The sequence below is a fragment of the Streptomyces sp. NPDC045967 genome (genome assembly GCF_056430495.1).
The window spans coordinates 209,729-235,751 of sequence record NZ_JBWKLE010000010.1; the positions used below are offsets into that span (position 1 = coordinate 209,729).

The window sequence follows — 26,023 nt, forward strand, 5'->3', positions numbered from 1 at the left end:
CCATGGACCACCTGCCCGCCGTGCGCCGCGCCCGCCCCGATGACCTGCCCCGGCTGGTCGAGCTCGTGCACGAGCACATCGCCCACGAGAAGTCGGCGCCGCGGCCGCCGGGCCTCGCCGAGCGGCTCGGGCCGCAGCTGTTCGCCGAGGACGCCCGGGTCTGGGCGCTCCTCGCGCTGGCCCCGGACGGCGAGGTCGCCGGGTACGCCGCCTGCTCGGCCGAGTTCTCCTTCTGGGACGCCGGCCACTACCTGCACATGGACTGCCTTTACCTCGCCGAGGACGCCCGCGGCCACGGGCTGGGCGCCGCCCTGGTGCACGCCGTGCGGGAGCTGGCCCGTGAGCTCGGGCTCGGCGAGGTCCAGTGGCAGACCCCGGACTGGAACGAGGGCGCGATCCGGTTCTACGACCGGCTCGGCGCCACCGGCCGGCCCAAGCGCCGGTACGCCCTGCCGGTGGACGCCGATCCGGTTCTACGACCGGCTCGGCGCCACCGGCCGGCCCAAGCGCCGGTACGCCCTGCCGGTGGACGCCTCCGGGGGCGCTCCGGCGACGGCGCCTACGGGGCGGTGAGGCGTTCGTAGGCGGCCAGGACGGTCCGGGACTGGTGTTCCACCTGGCTGCCGACCGGCACCCAGCGGGCGTGGAAGCGGGCCGCGAAGTCCGCGCACCAGGCCGTGACCAGCCGGTCCAGTGCGGGCGCCGAGGGGTGGCCCTGGGTGCGCAGCACCCGCAGCAGCATCGCGGCGGCGCGCAGTGACAGGCGCCGTCCGAAGGCGTCGATGCTGGCGACGTACGCCGCGGTGGCCTCGGTGGGAGCCCCGTCGCCCGCCCACTCGGCGGTGATCCGCGGGATCAGCGCGAGCGTCCAGTCCACCGCGCGCAGCAGGGGCGCCGCGGCCGGATCGTCATGAGGCAGCGGGTCGCGGCGGAGCCCGTCCCGTACGGCCGTCACGCGTGCGGTGTCGGCGCCGAGCCGCGCGGCCAGCAGCGCCAGGGCCCCGCGCGGGTCGGGGTGCGGGGTGGGGTCGTCCACCAGGTCCGAGGCCCACATGGGGACTTCGACGATCGCGGTGGTGCCGGCGTAGCGGTGGGCGTGGAACCAGGTGCTGAGCCGGGTGTCCTCGGGGTGCGAGGCCCCGGCGGCCTCGCTGCCCGGCTGCGGGATCACGAAGATCCCGGGGCCGGGGGAGGGCCAGCCGGCGGCGTCCGAGGCCCCGTTCTCCACCGGGATGCGCAGCTCGGCGGCGGACCTGCCGAAGGGCTCGGCGAGGCCGGTGATGTCCCGGGTGAGCTGGACCCAGGAGCCGCCGAGGTCGGTGGCGTGCAGCGAGACCTGCAGGACGGGCCGCAGCTCGTCGATGAGCGCGGTCAGGGCCAGGGTCTCGGGCGGCAGCCGGTCGGGGGGCAGTAAAGAGGGCGCCCACTCGGGCTGTTCGGGGCCGGGGGGCCGGAAGAAGTGCCGGTGGTAGTCGAGGAGCGAGCAGGGCCGCGGCGTGCGGTGCAGGTCGGCGCCGTCGGGGTCGGCGCAGAGCAGGAAGTGCCAGCCGCAGCCGGTGCGGGGCCCGGGCTCGCGCAGGAGGCGCCGGGCGAGGGAGAGGACGGTGGCCCCGCCGACGGGTTCGTTGGCGTGTGCCCCGGCCACGACGAGGACCTCCCGGCGGGTCTCGCCGATGGCCGCGAGGGAGAGCAGCCAGAGGGGCTGCCCGGCCCGCGAGGTGCCGGCCCGGCGCAGGCGGGCCGAGGCGGGGTGCTCGTCCGCGAGGGCCTGTGCGGCGAGGGCGAGCTCGTGCGGTGTGGGGTAGCGGGCGTCGCGGAGGAGATTCACAAGGGATGCCATGCCCGCGCGACCCCACCGGTACTGCTGCCCAACCCACACAATTCCCCTGGCCCCTCGCCCCCGGCCCCGCCCCCGGGCCCCGTCCTGGCTCGGCTCCGCTCCGGCTCCGCCCCTGACCCCTAGCGCCCCTGCTCCGCCCCTGGGCCTGCTCCGCCCCTGGGCTCCCGCCCCTGTGCCCCTGGGCCCTGCTCCCTGACCCCTCGCCTCGCGCCTCGGGTCCGCCCTTGCTCCGCCCCCTGCCCCCGCCCCTTCCGCCCCTGGGCTCTGCCCCCCGGCCCCGCCCCGCCGGCCTCCGCCCCTGGGCGGGTGGCGTACGTGAGTGGCGGCGGGGCAAATTCAGCCGCGCCGGCGTTTGAGGCGCGGGGTGCGGGGCGGAGCCCCGGGGGGTGCGCCGCGCTCGACCCCGTGCGCGTCACGACCCCGGCCCACCCCCACCCGCCGCCCCGCGGGGCTCCGGCTCCTGCGGGGAGACGAAGCCCGAGGGGGCGTCAGGCGCGGACGAGGGCGACGGCCGGGGAGGTGGACAGGAGGAGGGGGAGGGCCACCTCCCCCTCGTACGGCCCGCCCCCCGCCGGCGGCACCCAGCGGCCCGGAGGCAGCGGCAGGACGGTCCCGCGCCAGCCGCCCGCGAGGGCCAGGCGGTGGGCGAGCCGCGTGGCCACCACCAGCAGGCCGGGGGAGCGGCGGAAGGCCAGGCAGTGGTCCGCCGCCGGCCCCCGCGCCGCCAGCGGGGCGTACCCGGTGAAGAGCTCCGGCCGGTCCCGCCGCAACCTCAGCACCGCGGCCGTGAGCGCCAGCTTCTCCTCGGCCGGGCCGTCCGCGGCGCCCCCCGCGTCGAGCCGGGCCAGCGCCTCCCGCGGGAAGACGGCCGGACGCCGGTTGTCCGGATCGACCAGGGCCCGGTACTCCGTCTCCGCGCCCTGGTACACCTCCGGCACCCCCGGCATCGCCAGGTGCAGCAGCGCCATGCCCAGTACGTTGGCCCGGGCCGCCTCCGCCAGCTCCGGCGGCAGGTCCAGCGGCCGCGGGACGTACTCCGCCACCGCCGCCTCGTACGCCTCGTCCGGCTCCATCCAGCTGGTCCGCAGGGCCGCCTCCCGGACCCCCTTGAGCAGCGCCCCGGCCAACCGGGGCACGGCCTGCGGCACCTCGCCCAGCCCCAGCGCGGTCTGCCGGGCCGTCCAGGCCAGGGCCGGATCCGGACCGGCCGCCGCCCCGTCCATCGGCTCCGGCGCCTGGGAGAGCACCGAGATCCTGGCCCGGACGTCCGCGCTGCGCTTGGTGTCGTGCGTGGACAGCACGGTCCCCGAGTGCGGCCACTCCCGTTCCAGGCGGGCGCAGTACGCGTGGAACTCCTCGGGCGAGACCGCCGGCTGTCCGGGCTCCCCGCCGACCTCGGTGGCCGACAGAAGCGGCGCGTACCGGTAGAAGGCCCGGTCCTCCAGGGACTTCGCCCGCAGCGCGGCGGAGGTCTGGGCGAAGCGGGCGGCGAACGCGGGATCCCGCAGCAGCAGTTCCCGTACGCCCTCCACTGCCTCCGCACCGGCCACCGCGGCCGCCCGTGCCACGGCCCGCGGATCGGGTTCGGGGTCGCCGGGGTACGGCCGGTAGACCGGATAGGCGATCAGCAATTCGCGCACGGCGGCAGCGAGTTCAAGGCCGGCCCAGCGCTCCAGGGTGGCCAGCTCCGAGCCGAGGTCACCGGTCAGCACCTCCCGCGCGCACGCCTCCGCCACCCGCTCCCACTCGGGCGTCCCGGTGAACTCTCGGAACTGACCGGCGAGTTCCGCCGCGCCGTCCGGGTCGGTGAACACCCCGTCGACCCGGTGCAGCGCGTCGTACCCGGTGGTGCCCGCCACCGGCCAGCCGGTCGGCAGCTGCTCGTCCCGGGCCAGGATCTTCTCCACCACCACCCAGCAGTGCGGCCCCGCCGCGGCCCGCAGCCGCCGCAGGTACCCCTCCGGGTCCGCCAGGCCGTCCACGTGGTCGACGCGCAGCCCCTGCGCCACCCCGTCCCGGACCAGCTCCAGCACCTTGGCGTGCGTGGCCGTGAACACCTCCGGATCCTCCACCCGGACGCCGATCAGCTCCGAGATGGTGAAGAAGCGGCGGTAGTTCAGCGCGGTCCGCGCCTCCCGCCACCAGGCCGGCCGGTACCACTGCGCGGCCAGCAGCTCGGGCAGCTCCAGCCCGGCGGTCCCCTCGCGCAGCGGGAACTCCTGCTCCTCGTAGCGCAGCACCTCCCCGTCGGCCTTCAGCTCGCAGGTCTCCGCCGGACCGGCCAGGACCGGCAGCACGACCTGTCCGCCGCCCGCCTCCCAGTCGATGTCGAACCAGCGGGCGAACGGCGAGTCCGGGCCCTCCCGCAGGACCTCCCACAGCGGCCGGTTGAGCCGCAGCGGCGTCGGCACCGCCATGTGGTTCGGCACGATGTCGAGCACCAGGCCCAGTCCGTGCGCCCGGGCGGCGGCGGCCAGGGACCGCAGGCCCGGTTCGCCGCCCAGCTCCTCGCGCACCCGGGAGTGGTCGGTGACGTCGTACCCGTGCCCCGATCCGGGCACGGCCTCCAGCACGGGGGACAGGTGCAGGTGCGACACGCCGAGGGAGGCGAGGTACGGCACGGCCGCCTCGGCCGCCGGGAAGGGGAACTCGGGATTCAGCTGGAGGCGGTAGGTCGACGTCGGAGTGGCAGGTGTCGGAACATCAGATTCCGACTGGCTGGGTGTCCGCGGCAGGCTCATGAGAACGTACGTACCCAGCCTGCCGGATTCCGTGCCATGACCCAATGCATACGAGTGACTGCGGCGCGTTAGCGTTGCTCGAGTGGTCGGAACCGTCAACACCTATCGAAGAGTCATCGCCCTGACCGGGCCCCTTCTCCCGTTCGTCTCCTTCTTCGCCCGCCTGCCCGTCGCGATGTCCCAGTTCGGCAGCGTGCTGCTCGTCGCCCAGACCAGCGGCTCGATCGCCACCGGCGCCATCGTCGGCGGCACCCTCTCCGCCGGCCAGGTGGTCTTCGGACCCGTCCTCGGCCGGCTCGCCGACCGCCGCGGCCAGCGGCCCGTCGTCCTGATCGCCGCCGCGGTCAACGCCGTCGCGACCGGCGCCCTGGTGGCCGGGGCGCTGGGCCACCTCGCCACCCTCCCGCTCGCCGCCGTCGCGGCGGTCGCGGGCGCCTCCATCCCGCTGATCGGACCGCTCGCCCGGACCCGCTCCGTGGCCCTCGCGCGCCGCGCCGGGTCCGACGAGGGCGTGGTCGGCGCCGTCCACTCGCTCGAGGGCACGCTCGACGAAGTCTCCTTCGTGCTGGGCCCGGCCTTCGTCGGACTGGCCGCGATCGTCGCGCACCCGGCGGTCGCGCTCTCCGGCGCCGCCGGTCTCGTGGTCGTCTTCGGCACCGCCTTCGCACTGCACCCGACCGCCGCCGTCACGGCCGGGCGACCCGCACCCGCCCGCGCCGAGGGCCGCCCGGTCGCCCGGCAGCCGCGCGTGGTGCACGCCGTCCGCGCCTCCCTCGCCCTCCAGGGCGCCATGTTCGGCGCCTGCCAGGCCGGGATCGCCGCGCTCACCATGCGCCTCGGCGTTCCCGAGCAGGCCGCCGTGGTCTATGCCGCCATGGGCGTCGTCAGCGCCGTCGTCGGGATCCTGCTCGGCGCCCTGCCCGCCCGCTTCGGACTGCGGCTGCGCTGGCGGGCGGCCACGGCCGCCGCGCTGGTGCTCTCCGTACCGCTGCTCTTCACCGGCAGCCTGTGGCCGCTGTACCTCGTCGTCACCGTCCTCGGCGCCGCCTACGCCCCGCACCTGATCACCGCGTTCGCCCTCACCGAGCGGGTCGTGGAGCCCGCCCGGCTCGCCGAGTCGACGGCCTTCGCCGCCAGCTCCCTGGTCGCCGGGCAGGCCCTCGCGCTGCCGCTCGCCGGGCGGCTCGCCGAGACCCACGGGCCCGCCGCCGCCTTCGCCGTGGCCGTGGGGGCCGCCGCGCTCTGCCTGACCCTCGCCCTCCTCACCCGGGTGCCGGAGACCCGCACCCACGGCGGGGCCCCGCTCGCGGCCCGGCCCGCCGCCCCCGCGCCCGCGGGCGGCGGCTCCGCCTACGCCGGGCGCTGAAGCACCACCAGGCACCGGCCCGTCAGCGCCACCCGGTCACCCGCCGCGAACTGCGGCCCGGTGCCGGGTGGCAGTACGTCCGGTCGGGCCGTGTCCACCACCAGCCGCCACTGCGTCCCGTGCCCCGGCGGGACGGTGAACTCCTGCGGCTCGGCGCCCGCGTTGAACATCAGCAGGAACGAGTCGTCGGTGATCCGCTCCCCGCGGGTTCCGGGCTCCGAGATCGCCTCCCCGTTGAGGAACACCGTGAGCGCCCGGGCATGCTGCGCCTGCCAGTCACGGGCCCGCATCTGCTCGCCGTGCGGGGTGAACCAGGCGATGTCGGAGAGCTCGTCGTGCGTCCCCTCGACCGGCCGCCCGTGGAAGAAGCGGCGCCGCCGGAACACCGGGTGGTCGCGGCGCAGCCACACCATCTGCCGGGTGAAGTCCAGCAGCGCGGGCGCCGGCTTGCCGGGCTCGGGCCAGCGCACCCAGGACAGTTCGTTGTCCTGGCAGTAGGCGTTGTTGTTGCCGCCCTGCGTGCGGCCGAACTCGTCACCGTGGCTGAGCATCGGCACGCCCTGGGACAGCATCAGCGTGGCCGTGAAGTTGCGCATCTGGCGCTCGCGCAGCTCCAGCACCTCGGGGTCCTCGGTCGGCCCCTCCACCCCGCAGTTCCACGACCGGTTGTGGGTCTCGCCGTCCCGGTTGCCCTCCCGGTTCGCCTCGTTGTGCTTCTCGTTGTAGGAGACGAGGTCGTTCAGGGTGAACCCGTCGTGGCAGGTGGTGAAGTTGATCGAGGCCAGGGGCCGCCGCCCGTCGTCCTGGTAGAGGTCCGAGGAGCCGGTCAGCCGTCCCGCGAACTCCGCCAGCGTGCGGGGCTGCCCGCGCCACAGGTCCCGCACGGTGTCCCGGTACTTGCCGTTCCACTCCGTCCACAGGGGCGGGAAGTTGCCCACCTGGTAGCCGCCCTCGCCCAGGTCCCAGGGCTCGGCGATCAGCTTCACCTGGCTGACCACCGGGTCCTGCTGCACCAGGTCGAAGAACGAGGACAGCCGGTCCACCTCGTGGAACTGGCGGGCCAGCGTCGCCGCCAGGTCGAAGCGGAAGCCGTCCACGTGCATCTCGGTCACCCAGTACCGCAGCGAGTCCATGATCAGCTGGAGTACGTGCGGGGAGCGCATCAGCAGCGAGTTGCCGGTGCCCGTGGTGTCCATGTAGTGGCGCTGGTCCTCGGTCAGCCGGTAGTACGAGGCGTTGTCCAGGCCGCGGAAGGACAGCGTCGGGCCGAGGTGGTTGCCCTCGGCGGTGTGGTTGTACACCACGTCGAGGATCACCTCGATGCCCGCCTCGTGCAGCGCCCGCACCGCCGACTTGAACTCCAGCACCTGCTGGCCGCGGTCGCCCGAGGCGTAGCCGTTGTGCGGGGCGAAGAAGCCGATGGTGTTGTAGCCCCAGTAGTTGCTCAGCCCGTCGTTGACCAGCCGGTGGTCGTTGACGAACTGGTGCACCGGCATCAGTTCCAGCGCCGTCACCCCGAGCTTGGTCAGGTGCCCGATGACCGCCGGATGCGCCAGTGCCCCGTACGTGCCGCGCAGTTCCTCGGGCAATTCGGGGTGGCTCATCGTCAGGCCCTTCACATGGGCCTCGTAGAGCACGGTGTGGTGGTACTCGTGGCGCGGTGGCCGGTCGTTGGCCCAGTCGAAGTAGGGGTTCACCACGACGGAGGTCATGGTGTGCGGGGCGGAGTCCAGGTCGTTGCGCGAGTCGGGCCGGCCGAAGTGGTAGCCGTACACCGCCTCGTTCCAGTTCACCTGGCCGCTGATGGCCCGCGCGTACGGGTCGAGCAGCAGCTTCGCCGCGTTGCAGCGGCGGCCCCGGTCGGGCTCGTAGGGGCCGTGCACGCGGAACCCGTAGCGCTGGCCGGGCATGATGCCCGGCAGGTAGGCGTGCCGGACGAAGGCGTCCGTCTCGCGCAGCTCCACGGCGGTCTCCGAGCCGTCGTCGTGGAGCAGGCACAGTTCGATGCGTCGGGCGGCCTCGGAGTAGACCGCGAAGTTGGTCCCGGCGCCGTCGTACGTGGCACCGAGCGGATACGCCTGTCCCGGCCAGACCTGCATAGCCAACAACTCTTCCCATCCTGCTCCGGCTGATCCGGCTGGACCGCGCCACTGCCAGATCTTCCCCGAAAGAGGGGCCTCACGCGTGGACTTGGGTCGGTCCCTCCGGGTGACCCACCGAGCTGATATGCGGGTGGGACGACTGTGTGGGCATCGGATAATGGGTCAACCGGCAGCGTGTGTACGGGCCATCGGGCTGCACCGGGCCGTGCGCGCGGAGTACCCTTCCGTGATCACTGGAGACGGGCGTCCAGACGCAGAAGGCGGTGCACGGGTGAGCTCGGGAGGTCTGGAGCTGCCCCCTGGTGACAGCGGTCACGAGGGCGGCCCCGCGGACGCGCCGTCGGCGGGGGTCGCGGCCGGGGCGGTGTCGCTCGCCCCGCAGGCGGCCGAGGGCGCCCCGGCCGGGGCCGAGCTCGACTGGAGCGCGGAGGCCTGGAGCGAGGTCCGCACCCGGGCCCAGCGGGCCGGCCGTGCGTACATCTGGCTGAACCTCATCGAGCAGCGGCTGCGGTCGGTGGTGGGTGCGGTGCTGCGGCCGGTCTACGAGCCGGTGCACGCCGGGGACGACTGGGTGGTCGCGGCCGCCGGCCCCGCCGGGCAGGAGTGGGTGCAGCGGGCGGTGGCCGTGCGCGAGGTCAGCCGGCGCAAGGGCTACCTGCTCGACCCGGCCGACGACAACGTGCTCAGCTTCCTGACGCTCCCGCAGCTGCGGGAGCTGATGGTGCAGCACTGGCCTTGCTTCGAGCCCTACTTCGACGACCGGCGCGAGATCGAGCTCGCCCTGGACGAGCTGGAGGTCACCCGCAACGTCGTCTCCCGCAACCGGGCGCTGTCACGGGCGGTCCTGGAACAGGCGGAACGGGCCTCGGCGCGGCTGCTGGAGGTGCTGGGCGGCGGCTCGGGCAGCCCGTCGGCCGACCGGCTGCCGATCGACGCCGTCGAGGACCTGGTGGGCGACCGGTACGCGGACGTCATCTCGGTCCACCCCGACCGGGTGCGCCTGCAGCGCCAGCTCCCCGCCGAGGACCTGTTCGGCGGCGCGCGGCGGCTCGACGCCATCGGCATAGGCCTCAACCTGCTGGTCCAGAACTTCTCCGGCCGAAGACTCGTCCGGCTCACCGAGGCCGGCTGCCGGGTGCGGCTGCTGTTCCTGAACCCGGCGAGCAGCGCGGTCAAACGGCGCGAGCGGGAGCTCGGGCTGCGCAAGGGCGAGCTGAGCCGCTCGGTGGAAATGAACATCCTGCACGTCCGCCGGGTCCGGGCGGGCCTGCGGGACCCCTCGCGCTTCGAGATCCACGTCTTCGACGAAACCCCCCGCTTCACCGCCTACCTGGTGGAGGGCCAGTCCTCGGGGATCGCCGTGGTCCAGTCCTACCTGCGCCGGGCGCGCGGCATGGAGTCGCCCGTCCTGGTGCTGCGCGGCGGCGGGCGGGGCGTGCCCAAGGACGCCGACCACGGCCTGTTCACGACCTACCGCGAGGAGTTCGAATCGGTGTGGGAGGACTCCCGGCCGGTGTCGTGACGCCGCCCGCGCCGCCGCCCGCGCGCCGTGCCGGGTCGCCCCGGCGCCGGGCCGCGCCGTGCCCGTGCCGTGGCCCCGTCGCGACCCGGCGGCCGGCCTGTCAGTGGCCCGTGACAGGCTGAAAGCCGTTGACCGAAGGTGTACGGGGGGAAGGGCGCGTGATGGGGGACTGGCACGGCGGTGTGCTGATCGGATTCGACCTGGAGACGACCGGCACGGAGCCGGGGGAGTCGCGGATCGTGACGGCGGCGCTGGTCGAGGTGCGGGGCGGGGAGGTGGGCGAGCGGCGCGGCTGGCTCGCGGATCCGGGGATACCGATTCCGGCGGGGGCCGCGGCGATCCACGGGATCAGCACGGAACGGGCCGTCGCGGAGGGCCGCCCGGTGCGGGACGTCGCCGAGGAGGTGGCCGAGGCCCTGGTAGCGCACTGGCGCGGGGGCGCTGTGGTCGTCGCCTACAACGCGGCCTTCGACCTGACCCTGCTCTCCGCGGAACTGGCCCGGCACGGGCTGCCGTCGCTGGCCGACCGGCTGGGCGGGACGGCGACCGGGCCGGTGGTGGACCCGCTGACCATCGACCGGGCCGTCGACCGCTACCGGCGCGGCAAGCGCACCCTCGAGGCGGTCTGCGGGGTGTACGGAGTCACCCTCGACGCCGCGCACGACGCCGGTGCGGACGCCCTGGCCGCGGTCGAGGTCGCCCGCGCGATAGCCGCACGCCATCCCGAGGTCGCCGCCCTCACCCCGGCCGACCTGCACGCCCGTCAGGGCAGCTGGCACGCCCGCTGGGCCCGGGACTTCCAGTCCTACCTCCGCCGCCAGGGCACCCCGGACGCGGTGATCGACACCTCCTGGCCCCTGCGCGGCCTACTCCCGGCCCACGGATAGGGCGTGTCTTCCGGATCAGGCCGTCGCGCCACGTCCCGCTCGGCCCGGATCGCCGTCTCGCGCGGGTCAGGGGGCCGGGGTGCGCAGGGGGCCGGTGGTCGTGCCGCCGTCGGGGTCGCCCAGGAAGCAGACCACCTGGCGGTGGTCGGTGGACCAGGTGCCGGTCGACGGGAAGTAGTAGTACGAACTCAAGCGCCAGGAGGTCGGCGTCTCGGGGCCCGTGTAGTCGGTGATCGCGGTCTCGCCGCACCTCTCGCCGGCGAGGGAGACGATCTGCTCCTCACCGGGGTACGGGCCGTCGTCCAGCTCGAAGACCGCGTACACCTCGCCCTTGTGGGGCTGGTCGCAGGGCAGGATGCGCAGTGAGGGAGTGGCGTCGGTGCCGTTCTCGTCGTCGTAGCGGGTCAGGTCGTCGTCCGTGTCGAAGCAGTCCCCCTCGCGGATGTCCTCCAGTCCTGCGGACCCCGGTGCGGTGACCCGGCCGCTCGCGTCGCGCTTCGGGGCGTCGTCCAGCACCCCGGTGGATCCCAGGCCCAGGGCGAGCGCGAAGAGCAGGAGGGTCGCGGCGTGGATGACGATGGCCGCGATGGCCAAGCCCCGGCCCCTTTCGTCGCGTTCGCGGATCTGCCGGAGGGCGAGGACGCCGAGGATCAGCGGGACCAGCGGTATCGCGCAGACGATCGCCATGATGAACGCCACGACGGCCAGCACGTTCGTCTGCTGGGACGCCGACGGGGGCGGGAGCTGGGGTGGGGGCGGCGCGCCCCAGCCCGGCGGTGGGGCCGAGCCGGGCGGAGGGCCCCAGCCGGGAGGAGGGCCGCCTGGCGGCCCCGTCCGTGCGCTCGGTCCCCGCCGGGGGTCGGGGCCGGGGGGCGACGGGGGCGGCGGCGGTGGCGGGGGTGGCCTGGACATGCGCGGGCGCCTCCTTGCACGGAGAGGTGGGACGCGACTGCCGGGCCCGGGCGCGCGTGCGGCGCAGAGGACGGGGACGGGAGGCCACCGCGGGCGGCGCCCCCTGCGGGTCCGGTCCGGGACGCCTCCGGCAGAACGCGCCGCCGGTGCGACCTGCCCGCGGTGGTCCGGCGCGTCCTTCTCCACGCTACCCAGGAAGCCGGGACCCCGCTTGTCCTGGCGGGGGCGCGGTCACCGGCGGAAGTTCGACGGGTCGACCGACGCCAGCCGCTTCACCAGGGCCGGTACGCCCAGGCCGCGGTCCTCGCGGTGCTCCACCGCGCGCAGCGCCGGGATGACGAGCCGGGCTCCCGGGTAGCGGACCGGTTCCGGAGGGATCCAGCCGCCCGGCGGGCGGGTGAAGGCGGAGCCCGACCATTCGTCCTTGGTGCCCAGCACGAGGGAGGCCAGCACCTTGGCCATCAGCCGGGAGGGACCGACCCCGTCGCCGGAGTAGCCCGTGGCGTAGCAGACCCCCGGTACGGACTTCAGCCATCCGGCGAAGGGCAGTGAGGTGGTCGAGTACTCCACGGGCGCGGTCCAGGCGGCGGCCACCGGCGCGCCGGCGAGTTCGGGGAAGAGCCGGGTGAGCTGGCGCCGCAGCTCCGCCGGCCGCAGCGGGCCGCCCCACAGGGTGTCCGCGCCGCTCGAACCGAAGGCCACGCCGGAACCGCCCTTACCGAAGAGCAGCCGGCCGTCCGGGGTCGTGCGGTAGTAGTTCAGCCTGCGGCGGGAGTCGCAGACCGAGGTGCGCCCGTCCCAGCCGAGGTCCGCGAGCAGTTCCGGAACGGGTTCGGTCAGGACGGTGTCACTGGCCACCGTGACCATCCGGCGGCCCAGGTCCTCCAGTTGCCCGGCCCAGGCGTTGACGGCCAGTACGACCCGCTCCGCGTGCACCCGCCCGTAGGGGGTGTGGGCGGTGGTGGCGCCGCCGGAGGCGCTGCGCAGGGCGGTCAGCGGGGTGCGCTCGTGGAGGCGGACACCCGCGTCGATCGCCACCCGGCGCATCCCGCGGGTCAGTGCGGCGGGCTGGAGCGTGGCGCAGCCCGGGTCGAGGACCCCGCCGAAGTGGTTGCGGGTGCCGACCGCCCGCCGCGACTCGGCGGCGGACACCTCCTGCAGCGGCTGCGTACCGGCCCGCCGCAGGTCTTCCAGGGTCTGGTCCCACGCCCCGCGCTGGGCCGGTGAGGAGGCGGCCCACAGCCACGGGCCGCGCGTGTACCCGACGTCGATGCCGTGGGTCTCGGTGAAGGCGAGGATGTCGTCGACGGCCCGGGCGGAGGCCTCGCCCAGGCGGCGGGCCTCCTCGTACCCGCCGATCGCGACGAGGCTGCTGAAGCGGGCCCACATCGGCATCAGGAAACCGGCGTTGGCGCCGCTGGCCCCGCCGCCGCACACGTCGGCCTCGATCAGCACGATGTCCGTGCCCGGGGCCCGACGCAGGATCTCCAGGGCGGTCCACAGACCGGTGAAACCGCCGCCCACGACCAGGACGTCGCAGCGCACCTCGTCCAGCAGCTGCGGAGAGCGCCCGTCGTCGGGTTCGGCGTGCAGGGCGTCCCGCAGCCAGCCGGAACGCCGGGCCGGGGGCGGGGTGTCGGGGCGGGGCCAGGTACCGGCCAGGACGAGGTCGGGAGCGGTCACGGTCACGGGTACGGATCTCCACGGTCGGTGCGGTGCGGTGCGGTGCGGTGCGTTGGTGGTGGGGTGCGGTGGGTCGGTGGTCAGTTCTGGCGGGCGCGGGCGGCCCGGCCGGCGGGGTCCAGGTGCTCGGCCGCCGTCAGCAGGTCGATCCGCGAGCTCACCCCGTAGGTCTTGAACAGCTTGCGCAGGTGGTAGTTGACGGTGTGCGGGGACAGCGCGAGGCGCCGGGCGATCTGCTGGTTGGTGAGGCCGTCGCGCACCAGCCCCACCAGCACCCGCTGCTGCTCGCTCAGTTCCGGGCCGGCGGCCGGCGCCTCCGCGAGCCCCGCCGTGGCGCGCAGCGCCGCCGCCTCCCGCTGGAGCGACAGGCGCAGCGAGTCGGGCATGGAGTCCGCGATGAGCCGGCGCAGCAGCGGATTGGAGAAGACCGCCCGACCGCCGTCACCGCGCACCACGCCGGTGGCCTCCACCTCCTCCAGGGCCGGGAGCAGGGCGGACACCGACGTGCGCAGCATCAGCGCCAGGTCCTCGTAGACGACCTCGCAGCCCAGCAGCGACGCCACGCACAGCAGTTGGCGGCAGCCGGGGGAGAAGCGCTCCAGGGTGGCCCGTACCCGGGTGGACAGGCGGGCGGGGAGCCGGGCGGTCAGCAGGCGGACTTCCCCGCCCGCCGTCTCCACGGAGCCTTCCTCCTGGAGTCCGGTGAGCAGCTCGATCAGCAGCCGAGGGTGCCCGCCGGCCTGGTCGAGGAGCCGGACCAGGGCCGGGGAGGGCGGCGCGCCCAGCAGGTCGCGGGCGAGGCCCAGCGAGGGGGAGGGGCCCAGCGGGCCCAGCACCAACCGCTCGCTGCGGCCGGTGAGGCCGGCCGGCAGGGGTGGCCCCTCGCCGGGCCGGTGGGCCACCAGCCAGACCACCGGGTCGCCGCCGGCCCGCTCACGGGGCGTGAAGGGCATCCGGGGCGGCCCGTCCACGCTCCGGCGGGTGTCGTCGACCAGGACGAGTACGGGCCCCGTCGGGGCGTGGCAGCGGCCGGGCCGGCCGAGGGTGTGCCGGGCCGGAGCGGATCCCCGCCGGGGACGGCGGGGATCGCCCCACCGATCGGGGTGGTGCCCCAGGTAGCCCAAGCCGTCGGCGAGGAGGGCGGCTTCCCGCAGCAGCCGGGTCTTGCCGATGCCGGGCATCCCCTCGATCGACAGGACGGCGGGGCCCGAGCGCCGTCCGTACTCCAGCACCTCCCGGATGATCCGCAGCTCCCGCTCGCGCCCGCGCAGCGGCATGTGGGTGAGGGTGCTGTTCATATCGCGCCGCCGTAGCGGCGTACGCCGACGGTGTGGAAGCGCGCGGACACGAACGCTGCGTCGCAGAGGACCGCGTTTCCCGAAGGGTTCATCCCCGTGCCGTGCAGATCGGAGTAGACGGCCGACTGGGAGATGTACCAGTCGCCCATGAGGTTCATCGACAGCATCACCCCGGCCTCGGCGCAGGCTTCCTCCATCGCCGCCTCCACCTGCGGTGACGTGGAGTACAGCCCCACGGACAGCGCGCCGCACTCACGGGTGGTACGGGAGACCAGCGCGACCGCGTCGGCGACGGAGTCCACGGCGACGGCGAAGACCACGGGGCCGAGCCATTCCCCGAGCAGCACCTCCCGGTCGGCGGCCCGGTTCGCGTCGAGGGTCACCACGGCGGGGGTGCGGATCACCGCCTCCGGGTGCGCGGGGTCGCATACCGCGCGGGAGGGGACGGCCACGGGCCCGGCCTGCCCCGCCCCCACCCGTTCGAGCCGCTCCAGGACCGCGGGCCCCAGGAGCGCGCCCAGGATGCCGGCGGCCGCGGTGTCGTCGGCGAGCAGGGCGGCCAGTGCCGTCCCGAGGTCGGCGACGACCTCCTCGTACGTCCGGTGTCCCTCGTCGGTGCTGATGCCGTCCCTGGGGATCAGCACGTTCTGCGGGCTGGTGCACAGCTGCCCGCTGTAGAGGGAGACCGAGAAGGCGAGGTTGGCGAGCATGTCGCGGTAGTCGCCGGTGGACTCGACCAGCAGGGTGTTGACGGCGGAACCGGAGGTGAAGACGCGGGCCTGGCGGGCGTTGTCCGTCAGCCAGTCGCCGAAGGCGGTGCCGCCCGCGTAGTCGACGAGGCGGACCTCGGGGCGGGTGGCGAGGTCGCGGGCCAGGCCCTCGCCGGGGCGTTCGGCCGCCAGGCACACCAGGTCGGCCGGGAAGCCGGCCTCGGTCAGCACCTCGCGGGCGGTCCGGACGGTGAGGGCGAGGGGCAGCACGGCTGCCGGGTGCGGTTTGACCAGGACGGGGTTGCCGGTGGCCAGTGAGGCGAAGAGGGCCGGGTAGCTGTTCCAGGTGGGGAAGACGCTGTTGGCGATGACCAGGGAGATGCCCCGGGGCACCGTGCGGAAGGTCTTGGCCAGGGTGATCGTCCGGCCGTCGCCCCGGGGCTTGCGCCAGAGCGGGGCGGCCGGCAGCCGGGTCTGCTCCGCGAGGGCGCAGGCCACCGCCTCGAGCCCGCGGTCCTGGGCGTGGACGGCCCCGGCGTGGAAGGCCATCAGGAAGTTGTGGCCGCTGGTGTGCACGGCCGCGTACGCGAACTCGGAGCTGCGGGCGTTGATCCGGTGGAGGATCTCGGCGCAGACCGCCGCACGCGCCTCGGGGCCCGCGTCCCGCCAGACGGGCAGGGCGGCCCCCATGGCGGTCAGCAGGACGTCGGGGTCGCAGTGCGGGTAGGAGATGTCCAGGGAGCCGCCGTAGGGGGAGCGCTCGCCGCCGTCTTCGGGGGCCGGGCCCACGCTGCCGTCGCGGCCGGGCTGTCCGAGGTCGAACGGCCGGCCGAGGAGCCGCCGGAAGGCGGCCTCGCCGGCGGTTCTCGCCCCCGGGCCGTAGTGCGGGTCGTCGGGGTCCTCCGGGTACGGCGACCAGTGCTCGCGGGTGCGGACCACCTCGCGGGCCCGTTCCAGGGTGCTGCCGTGCCGGGCGGTGAATCGGGTCAACGCGCCGCCGTCGGCGCGGGTTGCGGAAACGGGCGGCCGCACGGTGTGCGCCATGGTCCTCATCCTTCGTCGAACGTAGGGGTCGGTCCGGTCCGGGATCGCCGAGTCCGGAAAGCCTCGGTGATCACGCTAGTTCGGCTGGTTCGCACCCACGGCGGAGTCAGGTCATCGGATGATGTGACGAGCCGTTCACACCGCCGGGCGGCGAGGGGGTGGTACGACGGGCAGTCGGCCGGTGGGGGAGGCGGCCGAAATCGGGCCGGGATCCGGGGTGTTGGGCACGCCCGCCGGGCAGACGGGTCGCAGTGGGGCGAGGTGCGTATCGCGCACTCCCTGCCGTTATCGGCCACCATCTGGCGCGATACCACCGCTCGCCGCCTCCCGGCGGGCATGCCAACTGGCTTGTTCTGTACGGCCTCCACCCCGGCCGCACCCATTACTCGGGCCGGCGTCCGCCGGCCGCCGCGGCTACTCGGTGATCGGCCGCAGATACCGGTCGAGCGCCGTGTCGGGCAGCACCCGCGCGAGCACGCTCACCTTCCGGGCGTCCGGGCCCACCCGGTAGCGGGTCCGGGGCCGCCGTGCCGTCAGGGCCTGGCGGACGGTCCGCGCGAAGTCCTCCGGACGGGTGGGACTCTCCCGCGCCTGCCCCTCGTTCTGGTGCAGGAACCGGTTGAAGGGGATGCGGTACAGCTCCGCGAGCTGCTCCGGCACACCGTCCATGGCGGCCCGCGCCACGTCGGAGACCTTGCCCCAGATGGGCGTCATGATGGCCCCGGGCTGCACCAGGGCGACGTCCACCCCCTGCGGGGCCAGCTCCCGCCGCAGGACGTCCGTCAGCGCCTCCTTGGCGAACTGCGCCGCCGCGTAGGCCCCGAGGAAGGGGATCGCCACGCTGCCCAGGCCCGAGGTCACGTTGACCACCCGGCCGCGGGTGCGCCGCAGCAGCGGCAGGAACGCCTGGGTGACCGCCAGCTGCCCGACCACGTTGGTGTCCAGTTGCTCGCGCAGCCGCTGCGGCGAGACGCACTCCAGCGGGGCCGAGACGCAGATGCCCGCGTTGTTCACCAGCCCCCACAAGCCGTCCTCTCCGACCTCGGACGCGACCCGTTCGGCCGCCGCGGCCACCGACTTCTCATCGGTCACGTCGATCAGCACCGGGACGATCCGCCCGTGCGCGCCCGCCTCGGCGAGCGCCGTGGCGTCGGCCTCCTTGCGGACGCCGGCGAACACCCGGAAGCCCGCCTCCTCCAGCTGCAGGGCGCACACCCGGCCGAGGCCGGACGAGGCCCCGGTCACCAGGACGGACCTGCCGCGCGGCGACAGGGCGGAGCGGTGCGAAGCGATCGGCACGGGGAATCTCCCACGGGAGTCGGGGGCGCTCATCCGGCCACCGCCGGAAACGTGAGGGCGTCCTCCAGGGTGCGGGTGAGCCGGCCCCGGGGCATGAAGCGGAAGTACGCGTCCCGCACCGGCCGGCGGAACGGGTCCTCGGACTGCTCGAAGGTGCTGATGCCGCGCGAGGCGGCCACCATCCCCCGGGTCCGCTCACGGCGCTCGTCCTCGTACCGGCGCAGGGCCCGCGGCAGGTCCGCCGCGTCCTTCAGGGCCCGCCCGAGCACCACGGCGTCCTCGATCGCCATGCCCGAGCCCTGGCCCAGACTGGTCAGCATCGGGTGCGCGGCGTCCCCCAGCAGGGTCACCGGCCCCCGGCCCCAGCGCTCCAGGAACGCCCGGTCCCGGGAGGGCACGGCGATGATCGACTCCTCCGGGGTGGCCAGGATCGCCTGCCGCACCTCCTCGGCCCACCCCTCGTAGGCGTGCAGGACCTCGGCCTTGCCGCCCTTCCAGCCCTTCGAGAGCTCGGCCGGCATGTTCTTCGTGCCCCACCAGTACAGCCGGCCCGCGCCCATGTCCACCAGTCCGAACCGTCTGCCGCTGCCCCAGAAGTGGGTGACCGAGCCCGGCGTGAAGCGCGGGTGGGAGAACGGGACCACCGCGAGCCAGCAGATGTAGCCGCTGTCCTGCGAGTCCTCCGGACCCACCAGCTGCCTGCGGACCACGGAGTTGAACCCGTCGGCCCCGATCAGCACGTCCCCCTCGGCGGTGGTCCCGTCCTCGAACGCCACCCGCACGCCGCCGCCCGGCACCCCTTCCGTCTCGAAGCCGGTGGCCGCCGCGCCGAGGTGGAGCGGGATGCCCTCGGCCGCCTCCAGCAGGGACTGCTGGAGGTCCGCTCTGGTGATCAGCACACTGGGCACGCCCAGCCTGCCGATGATCTCGGGGAAGGGGAACTCGCGGATCAGCCGGCCCGAGGACGTCCTGACGTGGTAGGAACGCAGGGCCTCCCCGCGCTTCTCCAGGTCGATGCCGACGTTCAGCGAGTTCAGCGCGCCGACGGCGTTGCTCATCACCGACAGGCCGGAGCCCGCCGCGCGCAGTTCGCCCGCCCGCTCGTATACCTCGACGTCCAGGCCCGCCTCGCGCAGGGCGACGGCGGCGGTCAGGCCGCCGATCCCCGCACCGATCACCAGGGCCTTCCTGCGGTTCGTCATGCGTGTCATCTCACTGTCCGATCAGTTCGGTGACGACCCGGACCATGTGGGCCACGTACGGCTCCTCCATGATCGTGAGGTGGTCGCCGGGTACGTCCACGACCTCGAGCGTGCCGCTGGTGCGCTCGCCCCAGCCGTTGCTCGGGTCCGCGTGCATGCTCTCGATGGCCGTGTGCATCGAGTTGAGGACCCCGGGCAGCGGCTCCGCGGCGTGGATCAGGACCATGTCCTGATCCACGACCTCGGGCCGGTAGGCGAACGCCGCCTTCCAGTTGGCCTCGTAGACGTGGAACAGGCGTCGCACGACCGCCCCGGTGCTCCCCGCGGGCAGGACGCCCTCCTCGATGGCGAGCCGGGCGATGAAGTCGAACTTCTCCTCGAGCGTCGTCAGCCCGTCCGGGATCAGCTCCAGCGGGGAGTCGCCCCCGCGCCGCAGCCACAGCAACTCCCAGAAGAACCAGCCCAGCAGCGCCTCGTCGTCCGTGGTCAGGCGCCGGCCCGGATTGAGGGCGGTGGTGTCCAGCAGCACCAGCCGGGCGATCTCCTCGCCGGCCGCCCGCAGCTGCCGGGCGATCTCGAAGGCCACGAACCCGCCGAACGACCAGCCGCCGACGACGTACGGGCCGCTCGGCTGCACCCGGCGCATCGCCTCGATGTAACTGGCCGCGATCTCCTCGACGCTGCGCAGCGGTTCGGTCCCGGGATCGCCGCCCGCCGCCTGGAGGGCGTAGAACGGCTGGTCCTCCTCCAGGTACTTGGCGAACCGGATGTAGCAGAGCACGTTCCCGCCCATCGGGTGGACGAAGAACATCGGGCGTTTGGAGCCGTCCGGACGGATGGCCACCAGCGGGTCGAAGGCGGTCATCGCCTCGCCCGAGCGCAACCTCGCGGCCAGTTCCGCCACCGTCGGCGCCGACACGAACTCCGAGAGCGGAACGCTGATCCCGTACGCCTGCTCGATCTGCACCACCAGGCGCATCGCCGTCAGCGAGGTCGCACCGAGGTCGAAGATGTTGTCGTGCACCCCCGGCGCGGGCAGCTGGAGCAGATCGCCGACGATCTCCACCAGCGTCTCCTCGTACGCGTCGCGCGGAGCCGCGGCGGCGTCGGCGGCGGCCCCGGAGCTGAGCGGGGCGGCGCGCAGCGCCTTGTCGTCGCGCTTGCCGCTGGGCGTCAGCGGCAGCGCCGCCAGCCACTCGAAGTGCGAGGGCATCATGTAGTCGGGCAGTACCGTCCGCAGCTGCTTGCGCAGCAGCGTGAGGTCCGCGCCGTCGGGGTCGCCCGTCAGGAACGCCGCCAGGAAGGAGTCGTTGCCCTCCCGGCGGCGGGCGACGACCGCCGCCTCCGCGATGCCCGGATGGCCGGCGGAGAAGCGGGTGATGGCCAGCTCCACCTCGGCCGGCTCCACCCGGTAGCCGCGCACCTTGACCTGCGCGTCGGCCCGGCCCAGGCACACCACGTCACCGCTCGGCAGCACGAATCCCAGGTCGCCCGTGCGGTACAGGCGCAGCCCCGCGGCGGCGGCCTCGGCGGACGGGTGCGGGACGAACCGCTCGTCGGTCAGATCGGGGCGGCCGACGTAGCCCTCCGCCAGGCAGGCACCCGACAGGTACAGCTCGCCGCGCACCCCGGCCGGCACCGGCCGCAGCCGGTCGTCCAGGACGTGGACGGCCGAGCCCGCGACGGCCCGGCCGATGGGCGGCAGGGCGGGGAACCCGGCCGGATCGCCCTGCATCGTGTACGCGGTCACCACGTGCGACTCGGTCGGCCCGTACTGGTTCTCCAGGATCACCCCCGGCAGCGCCGCGCACAGCCGGCGTATCTCGTCGGTGACGCGCAGCTGCTCCCCGGAGGACAGCAGGGCCCGCAGCGAGCGCGGGACCAGCCCGAGCGCGTCGGCGGTCTCGGCCAGCTGCTGGAGCGCGACGTACGGCAGGCAGATCCGCTCCACGCCCGCGCGGTCGAGCAGCCGGAGCAGGGCGGGCATGTCGCGGCGCTCGTCCTCGGAGAGCAGCAGCAGGGTGCCGCCGCCCGCCAGGGTCGAGAAGATCTCCTGGAAGGAGACGTCGAAACTCAAGGGGGCGTACTGGGCGGTGACCCCGCCGACGACCCCGGTGGGTACGCCGTTCTGCCAGGCGACCAGGTGGGCCAGGGAGCGGTGCGGCATCGCCACGCCCTTCGGCGCGCCCGTGGACCCGGAGGTGAACAGGATGTAGGCGAGGGAGTCGGGGGTGATCTCCTCGGCGACCTCCGCCGGGATCCGGGGCAGGTACGGCCGCCCGCCGTCGTCGGAGAAGATCTCCTCGGCCGGGAGGACCAGCGCCGGTCCGCCGACGGCGGCGGTGTGCGCGGCGTTCGCGATGACCCGGAACGGGCGGGCCTGCTCGACCATCGCGGTCAGCCGGTCCACCGGGTAGCTGACGTCCAGCGGGACGGTGACGGCGCCGGCCTTCATGACGCCGAGGATGACGGCGACGGTCTCCGGCGAGCGGTCCATCGCGATGCCGATCCGGTCACCGGGCCGGGACCCGAGCGCGATCAGCTCACGGGCCACCCGGTCGGCGGCCGCGTCCAGTTCGGCGTAGCTCCAGCGGCGGTCGCCGAAGACCACGGCCGTCGCGCCCGGGGTGCGGGCGGTCTGCTCCGCCACGGCCCGTACGACGTCCGGGGGCGCGGCGCCCTGCCGGTCCGGGACGACGGCCGCCACCGGCCCCGGGGCGAGGAACCCGTAGTCCGGTGCCTCGTCCGGGTGGTGCACCAGCCGGTCCAGGATCGCGGTGAACCGCTCGGCGTACAGGTCGGCCTGGGCCGGGGTGAAGGTCATCCCGTGGTGGTCCAGTCGCAGTCGCACGGAGCCGTCGACCGGGTCGGTCATGGCGTTGACCAGAAGCTGGAAGTTGGTCTCCTCCCAGGTCCGGAAGTCCAGCAGACGCACCCCGGGCAGCTCGAACACGGCGGCCAGCTGGCGGAAGTGGATGTAGTTGAAGGCGGTCTCCAGGATGGCGGATCCCCGGTCCTCCTGGATCGCGCTCAGCGGGTAGCGGCGGTGGGCGTGGCTCTGCTGCTCCTGGCGGAAGGCGGCCCGGACGACGTCGGCCCAGCTGTCGGCGGCGGTGCCGAGCCGCACGGGCATCGTGTTGAGGAAGAGCCCGGCGATCCGGTCGGCGTCCTCGAGCTCGGGCCGTCCGTGGGTGACCAGGCCGGTGGTGATGTCGTCGGAGCCGGAGAACAGCCCGAGCGTCAGGCAGTGCGCCGCGAACAGCACGGACTTCACGGGCAGGGCCTGCTCCCGGGCGAAGAGGCGCACGGCGTCGGTGAGTTCATCGGGCAGGTCGACGATCCTGGTGATCTGCGTGTCCGGGCCGGGGGCCTCGTGCCCGCGGAAGGGCTGCAGGCGCAGCAGGGGGGCGTCCCGCAGCCGCTCGCGCCAGAAGGAGCGGGCGCTCTCCGACTCCAGGGCTTCGCGTTCGGCGCGTACGTGGTGGGCCGCGGAGGGCAGGGCGGTCTCGGACACCGCCTCGATGGGGTGGCCCAGGGCGTGCAGGTAGTCCTGCAGCAGTTCGGCGACGAGGGTGGCGACGCTGCCGCCGTCGAGGATCGCGTGGTGGAAGCTGAGGACGAGCTCGAGCGTTTCCTCGCGGACGTGGGCGCGCAGGTGGTGGAGCGGGGCCCGCTCGAAGTCGTAGCGGTGGAAGCGCCGTTCGTCGACGTGGGCCCTGATCTCGGCGAGCGCCTCGGCCTCCGGGCGGCTCCGCAGGTCGACCGCGTCGAAGCCGCCGACCAGCTCGTGGTCCACGATCTGCAGCGGCTCGGAGAAGGAGCCCAGGTCGAAGGAGGAGCGCAGGACGGGATGGCGTGCGACGAGCCGCTCGAAGGCGCGCCGGAAGGCGTCCTCGTCCCACCCGGCCGTGATGCTGTACTGGAACACGTCGCGGTAGACGGCCGAGTCCTGTTCGGCCCGGCTGTGGTAGAGCAACCCGAGCTGGAGGCGGGTGAGCGGGTAGGCGTCGGCGCGGCCTTCGAGCCGGGCCCGGTCGACCCCCGACACCAGGGCGAACGGGGCGAGCTCGGCGGTGGGCGCGCCGGGCGCCCCGCCGGTCGCCGACCGGGCGGCGAGCTGGGCGACGGTCGGCTGCTGCACCAGGTCGGTCAGGTCGAACACGATGCCGGCCTTCTCGGCCCGGGCGCGGATGCGGAGCATCGTGATGGAGTCGCCGCCGAGGGCGAAGTAGTCGTCGTGGATCCCGACGCGCTCCACCTCCAGGACCTCCGCCCAGATCGCGGCGAGCGTCTCCTCGGTGGTGTTGCGCGGCGCCGTGTGGCCCGGCCCGTCGGTGGCCGAGGGGGCGGGCAGGGCGCGGCGGTCGGCCTTGCCGTTCGGGGTCAGCGGGACGGCGTCGATCCGGATGAAGTGCGCCGGGACCATGAACTCGGGCAGCGCCGCCGCCATTTCGCTGCGCAGCAGGGCCGGGCTGAGTTCGCCGTCGGCGACGTAGTAGCCGATCAGCAGGGTGCCCCGGCTGCCCGACTGGTGGTCCACCACGACGGCGTCGCGTATCCCGGCCACCGAGGCCAGCCGGTTCTGGACCTCGCCCAGCTCCACCCGGTTGCCGCGGATCTTGACCTGGCCGTCGATGCGGCCGAGGTACTCCAAGGTGCCGTCGGCGAGCCAGCGGGCCAGGTCCCCGGTGCGGTACAGGCGCCCGCCGGGGGTGAAGGGGTCCTCGGTGAACTTCTCCGCGGTCAGCTCGGGCCGCTCCAGGTAGCCGCGGGCGACTCCGACACCGCCGATGCACAGCTCGCCGGGAACACCGGCCGGCTGGAGCCCGCCGTGCGCGTCCAGCACGTACAGCAGGGTGTTGTCGATGGGGCGGCCGATCGGGACGCGGCGGACCGGGCCCTGGCCGGCCGTCGGGCAGTCGAAGTACGACACGTCGACCGTGGCCTCGGTGGGGCCGTACAGGTTGACCAGGCGGGGCGCTCCGGCGGCGCGCGGGCCGAAGACCCGGTTGAACTGCTCGACGCGCGCGGCGGGCAGGGCCTCGCCGCTGCAGAACACCTGCCGCAGGGAGGCGGCTTCGGCGCGCAGCTCCGGCCGGTCCTCCAGGAGGTCGAGGAAGGGGCCCAGCATGGAGGGGACGAAGTGCAGCGTGGTGACCCGCTGTTCGGCGATCGTGCGCAGGATCCCGCGCGGGTCGCGCTGGCCGCCGACGGGCAGCAGGGCCAGCCCCGCGCCCTCGATCGCCCACCAGAAGAGCTCCCAGACCGAGACGTCGAAGGAGATCGGCGTCTTCTGGAGCAGGACGTCGCCCTCGCCCACCGGGTAGGCCCGCTGCATCCAGGCGAGCCGGTTGACCACCGAGTGGTGCTCGACCATGACGCCCTTGGGCCGGCCGGTGGAACCGGACGTGTAGATGACGTAGGCGAGGTCGTGCGGGCCGGCCGGGTCCTCGAGCGGACCGCCGGGGCCGGTCAGCAGTTCCTCGGTGCGCAGCACCGGGACGCCCGGGTCCCCCGCGGCGGCGCCGCCGTCGGTCAGCACCACCCGGGCCCGGCTGTCCTGGAGCAGGAAGGCGATCCGCTCCGCCGGATAGCCCGGGTCCACGGGCACGTAGGCGCCGCCGGACTTCAGGACGCCGAGCAGGGCGACGATCAGCTGCGGAGAGCGGTCCATCAGCACCGCCACCCGGTCGCCGACGCCCACGCCCCGCTCCCGCAGGGCGTGCGCGACCTGGTTGGAGCGGGTGTCGAGGTCCGCGTAGGTCAGCGGCGGGCTCCCGTCCGCGCCGGTCACGGCGGTGCGGTCCGGGGTGCGGGCGGCCTGTTCGGCGATCAGGCCGTGCACGGTCCGGTCGTCGGCGTACGGGACCGCTGGCCCCTGCCGCAGCAGGGTGAGGTCCTCCTGCTCGTTGTCGTCCAGTACCGGCAGTGCCACCGCGGGGCGGTCGGGCTCGGCCACCGCGGCGGCCAGCAGGCGCAGGAGGTGGCCCGCGACCGAGGCGACGGGGTAGTCCTCGTCGAAGACGTCGACGGCGTAGTCGAGGTCGACCCGCAGGTCGGCGTCGTCCTCGAAGGCGTGCACCATCACGGACAGCGCGTCTTGGTGGTGGACCGGCGCCAGCACCGCGGACTCCAGCGAGACGCCCGGCAGCGGGGCGGGCCGGGGGTGGCGCAGGTAGGAGAGGGTGATGTCGAAGAGCCGGCGGGGGGCGGCGCCGACGGTCGGCAGGTCGCGCAGTACGTCGCCGAGCGCGAGCCGCTCGTGCGCGCGCAGCTCGTCCGTACCGCGGCGGACGGCCGCGGCCAGGTCGCGCAGGGTGGCCGTCGGGCCGACGGGCACGCGCAGCGGAAGGTTGTTGGCCAGCTGCCCGACGGTCGCGCGTTCGGTGTCCGAGCGCCGGTTGCGCAGCGGCACGCCCAGCACGAGCTCGTCGGTGCGGTGCACGCGGGAGAAGTAGGTGGCGAAGGCGGCCGCGAGGAAGGCGAAGGGGGAGCTGCCGCCGCCGCGGATGCGGCGCACCAGGTCGGCGTCGACGGTGAAGGTGTGCCGGGCCCGGCGGCGTGCGCCGGCGGCGGGAGCCACCGAGGCCCGGGTGAACAGGGCGGGCTGGACCCCCTTCAACGCGTCGCGGAAGTACGCCCGGTCCTCCTCGAAGGCGGCCGAGGCGCGGTAGGCGGAGTCCACCCCGACCAGCGTGGTGACGGACGGGGGAGCGGGACGGTCCACGGGCCCGGCACCGCTGCCGGCGGCCATGTCCGCGGCCACCTGGTCGCCGTAGCGCTGCCACACCTGCCGGCTGACCTCGTTCAGGGCCCAAGCGTCGGCGATCAGGTGGTGGGCGTTGAGGTGCACGTGGACGACCGAGGCACTCTCGCGGAGCACGGCGGCCGTGAACAAACGCGAACGCCGCAGGGTGAAGGGGTGGGTGAAGGAGTACTCCTGCCAGGCCGCGCAGGCCGCCGCGGGGTCGGCCGCGCCGGAGAAGTCGACGTACTGGACCCAGGGGCCCGCCTCCTCCCCGGCGTCGGCCGCGGCCACCCACTGGCAGGGGATCCCGTCCTGTTCGTCGAAGCGCAGCGAGAACGCGTCGTTGTTCCGCAGGGCCTCCTCGAGCGCCTCCCTCAAGCGGTCCACGTCGACGTCGCCGGCCACCCGCTCGTGCATGACCACGTTGAACTGGGGGTCACCCGGCGCGGTGGACTCGGCAGCCCAGATATCCCGCTGATAGGCGGACAGGGGGAGCTGGCGTGTTACGGGCATCGGCCTTCCTTCGCTCATTCGGACGGTCGGAATGTTTCCCGTCCGATGCTCAGGAGCCTACGTTTCCCGCAATCCGGTCCACCACTACTCGTATGAGTGGAGAAGGACTACTCGATCAAGTAGTCGGAAGAGGGAATATGTGATGCGCGCAATAAT

Annotated in this window: 14 protein-coding genes; 4 read left to right on the top strand and 10 right to left on the bottom strand. The window is 74.3% G+C overall.

Translation table 11 applies throughout. From position 1 onward, the window contains the following. Nucleotides 1-2: 2 nt before the first annotated feature. The gene (locus AC07FY_RS21025) at nt 3-584 is read left to right on the top strand and encodes an N-acetyltransferase family protein (RefSeq protein WP_479008310.1); all 582 of its coding nucleotides are present in this window, start codon (nt 3-5) and stop codon (nt 582-584) included. Here the strand turns inward: AC07FY_RS21025 and AC07FY_RS21030 are convergent. Continuing rightward, complete coding sequence (locus AC07FY_RS21030) at nt 560-1,828, bottom strand: M14 family zinc carboxypeptidase (protein ID WP_479008368.1); 1,269 nt, start codon at nt 1,826-1,828, stop codon at nt 560-562. The genes AC07FY_RS21025 and AC07FY_RS21030 overlap by 25 nt on opposite strands. 500 nt (nt 1,829-2,328) lie before the next feature. Further along, nucleotides 2,329-4,581, bottom strand: a complete 2,253-nt coding sequence (gene treY / locus AC07FY_RS21035; RefSeq protein WP_479008312.1) for a malto-oligosyltrehalose synthase — start codon at nt 4,579-4,581, stop codon at nt 2,329-2,331. 82 nt (nt 4,582-4,663) lie between these two features. Here treY and AC07FY_RS21040 point away from each other — a divergent pair, with 82 nt between their 5' ends. Further along, a complete protein-coding gene (locus tag AC07FY_RS21040; RefSeq protein WP_479008314.1) occupies nt 4,664-5,947 on the top strand; it encodes an MFS transporter in 1,284 nt (427 codons plus the stop codon). On the opposite strand, the gene glgX is transcribed toward AC07FY_RS21040, so the two are convergent. Beyond that, on the bottom strand, nt 5,932-8,046 hold the full coding sequence (gene glgX / locus AC07FY_RS21045) for a glycogen debranching protein GlgX (RefSeq protein ID WP_479008316.1): 2,115 nt from the start codon (nt 8,044-8,046) through the stop codon (nt 5,932-5,934). The two genes, AC07FY_RS21040 and glgX, sit on opposite strands and share 16 nt — an antisense overlap. Before the next feature lie 274 nt (nt 8,047-8,320). Between glgX and AC07FY_RS21050 the strand changes: the two genes are divergently transcribed. Both AC07FY_RS21050 and AC07FY_RS21055 read left to right on the top strand, forming a co-directional pair. Continuing rightward, nucleotides 8,321-9,571, top strand: coding sequence for an SAV2148 family HEPN domain-containing protein (locus tag AC07FY_RS21050; protein WP_479008318.1), 1,251 nt, complete (start codon nt 8,321-8,323; stop codon nt 9,569-9,571). 161 nt (nt 9,572-9,732) lie between these two features. After that, entirely contained in the window at nt 9,733-10,458 is a 726-nt protein-coding gene (locus AC07FY_RS21055; RefSeq protein WP_479008320.1) for an exonuclease domain-containing protein, read from the top strand. Nucleotides 10,459-10,524: 66 nt separating this feature from the next. Here AC07FY_RS21055 and AC07FY_RS21060 read toward each other — a convergent pair whose 3' ends face one another. The 7 genes from AC07FY_RS21060 to AC07FY_RS21090 form a co-directional block, all read right to left on the bottom strand. Next, nucleotides 10,525-11,169, bottom strand: a complete 645-nt coding sequence (locus AC07FY_RS21060) for a DUF4190 domain-containing protein (RefSeq protein ID WP_479008322.1) — start codon at nt 11,167-11,169, stop codon at nt 10,525-10,527. 432 nt (nt 11,170-11,601) lie between these two features. Then, the gene (locus tag AC07FY_RS21065; RefSeq protein ID WP_479008324.1) at nt 11,602-13,059 is read right to left on the bottom strand and encodes an NAD(P)/FAD-dependent oxidoreductase; all 1,458 of its coding nucleotides are present in this window, start codon (nt 13,057-13,059) and stop codon (nt 11,602-11,604) included. A 74-nt stretch (nt 13,060-13,133) separates the two neighbouring features. After that, a complete protein-coding gene (locus AC07FY_RS21070; protein ID WP_479008326.1) occupies nt 13,134-14,351 on the bottom strand; it encodes a response regulator transcription factor in 1,218 nt (405 codons plus the stop codon). Further along, nucleotides 14,348-16,105, bottom strand: coding sequence for a phenylacetic acid degradation protein PaaN (paaN, locus tag AC07FY_RS21075; protein ID WP_479008328.1), 1,758 nt, complete (start codon nt 16,103-16,105; stop codon nt 14,348-14,350). Before paaN ends, AC07FY_RS21070 begins: the two co-directional genes overlap by 4 nt. Before the next feature lie 414 nt (nt 16,106-16,519). Then, entirely contained in the window at nt 16,520-17,398 is an 879-nt protein-coding gene (locus tag AC07FY_RS21080; RefSeq protein ID WP_479008370.1) for an SDR family oxidoreductase, read from the bottom strand. 35 nt (nt 17,399-17,433) lie between these two features. Beyond that, the gene (locus AC07FY_RS21085) at nt 17,434-18,606 is read right to left on the bottom strand and encodes an FAD-dependent monooxygenase (RefSeq protein WP_479008330.1); all 1,173 of its coding nucleotides are present in this window, start codon (nt 18,604-18,606) and stop codon (nt 17,434-17,436) included. A gap of 10 nt (nt 18,607-18,616) precedes the next feature. Then, entirely contained in the window at nt 18,617-25,867 is a 7,251-nt protein-coding gene (locus tag AC07FY_RS21090; RefSeq protein ID WP_479008332.1) for an amino acid adenylation domain-containing protein, read from the bottom strand. Between the last annotated feature and the right edge of the window lie 156 nt (nt 25,868-26,023).

What these genes read in the sequence shown, in the direction of transcription:
- AC07FY_RS21025 (WP_479008310.1), top strand. Translation starts at nt 3, where the DNA reads ATGGACCACCTGCCCGCCGTGCGCCGCGCCCGCCCCGATGACCTGCCC.
- treY (WP_479008312.1), bottom strand. Translation starts at nt 4,581, where the DNA reads ATGAGCCTGCCGCGGACACCCAGCCAGTCGGAATCTGATGTTCCGACA.
- glgX (WP_479008316.1), bottom strand. Translation starts at nt 8,046, where the DNA reads ATGCAGGTCTGGCCGGGACAGGCGTATCCGCTCGGTGCCACGTACGAC.
- AC07FY_RS21055 (WP_479008320.1), top strand. Translation starts at nt 9,733, where the DNA reads ATGGGGGACTGGCACGGCGGTGTGCTGATCGGATTCGACCTGGAGACG.
- AC07FY_RS21070 (WP_479008326.1), bottom strand. Translation starts at nt 14,351, where the DNA reads ATGAACAGCACCCTCACCCACATGCCGCTGCGCGGGCGCGAGCGGGAG.
- paaN (WP_479008328.1), bottom strand. Translation starts at nt 16,105, where the DNA reads ATGGCGCACACCGTGCGGCCGCCCGTTTCCGCAACCCGCGCCGACGGC.
- AC07FY_RS21085 (WP_479008330.1), bottom strand. Translation starts at nt 18,606, where the DNA reads ATGACGAACCGCAGGAAGGCCCTGGTGATCGGTGCGGGGATCGGCGGC.
- AC07FY_RS21090 (WP_479008332.1), bottom strand. Translation starts at nt 25,867, where the DNA reads ATGCCCGTAACACGCCAGCTCCCCCTGTCCGCCTATCAGCGGGATATC.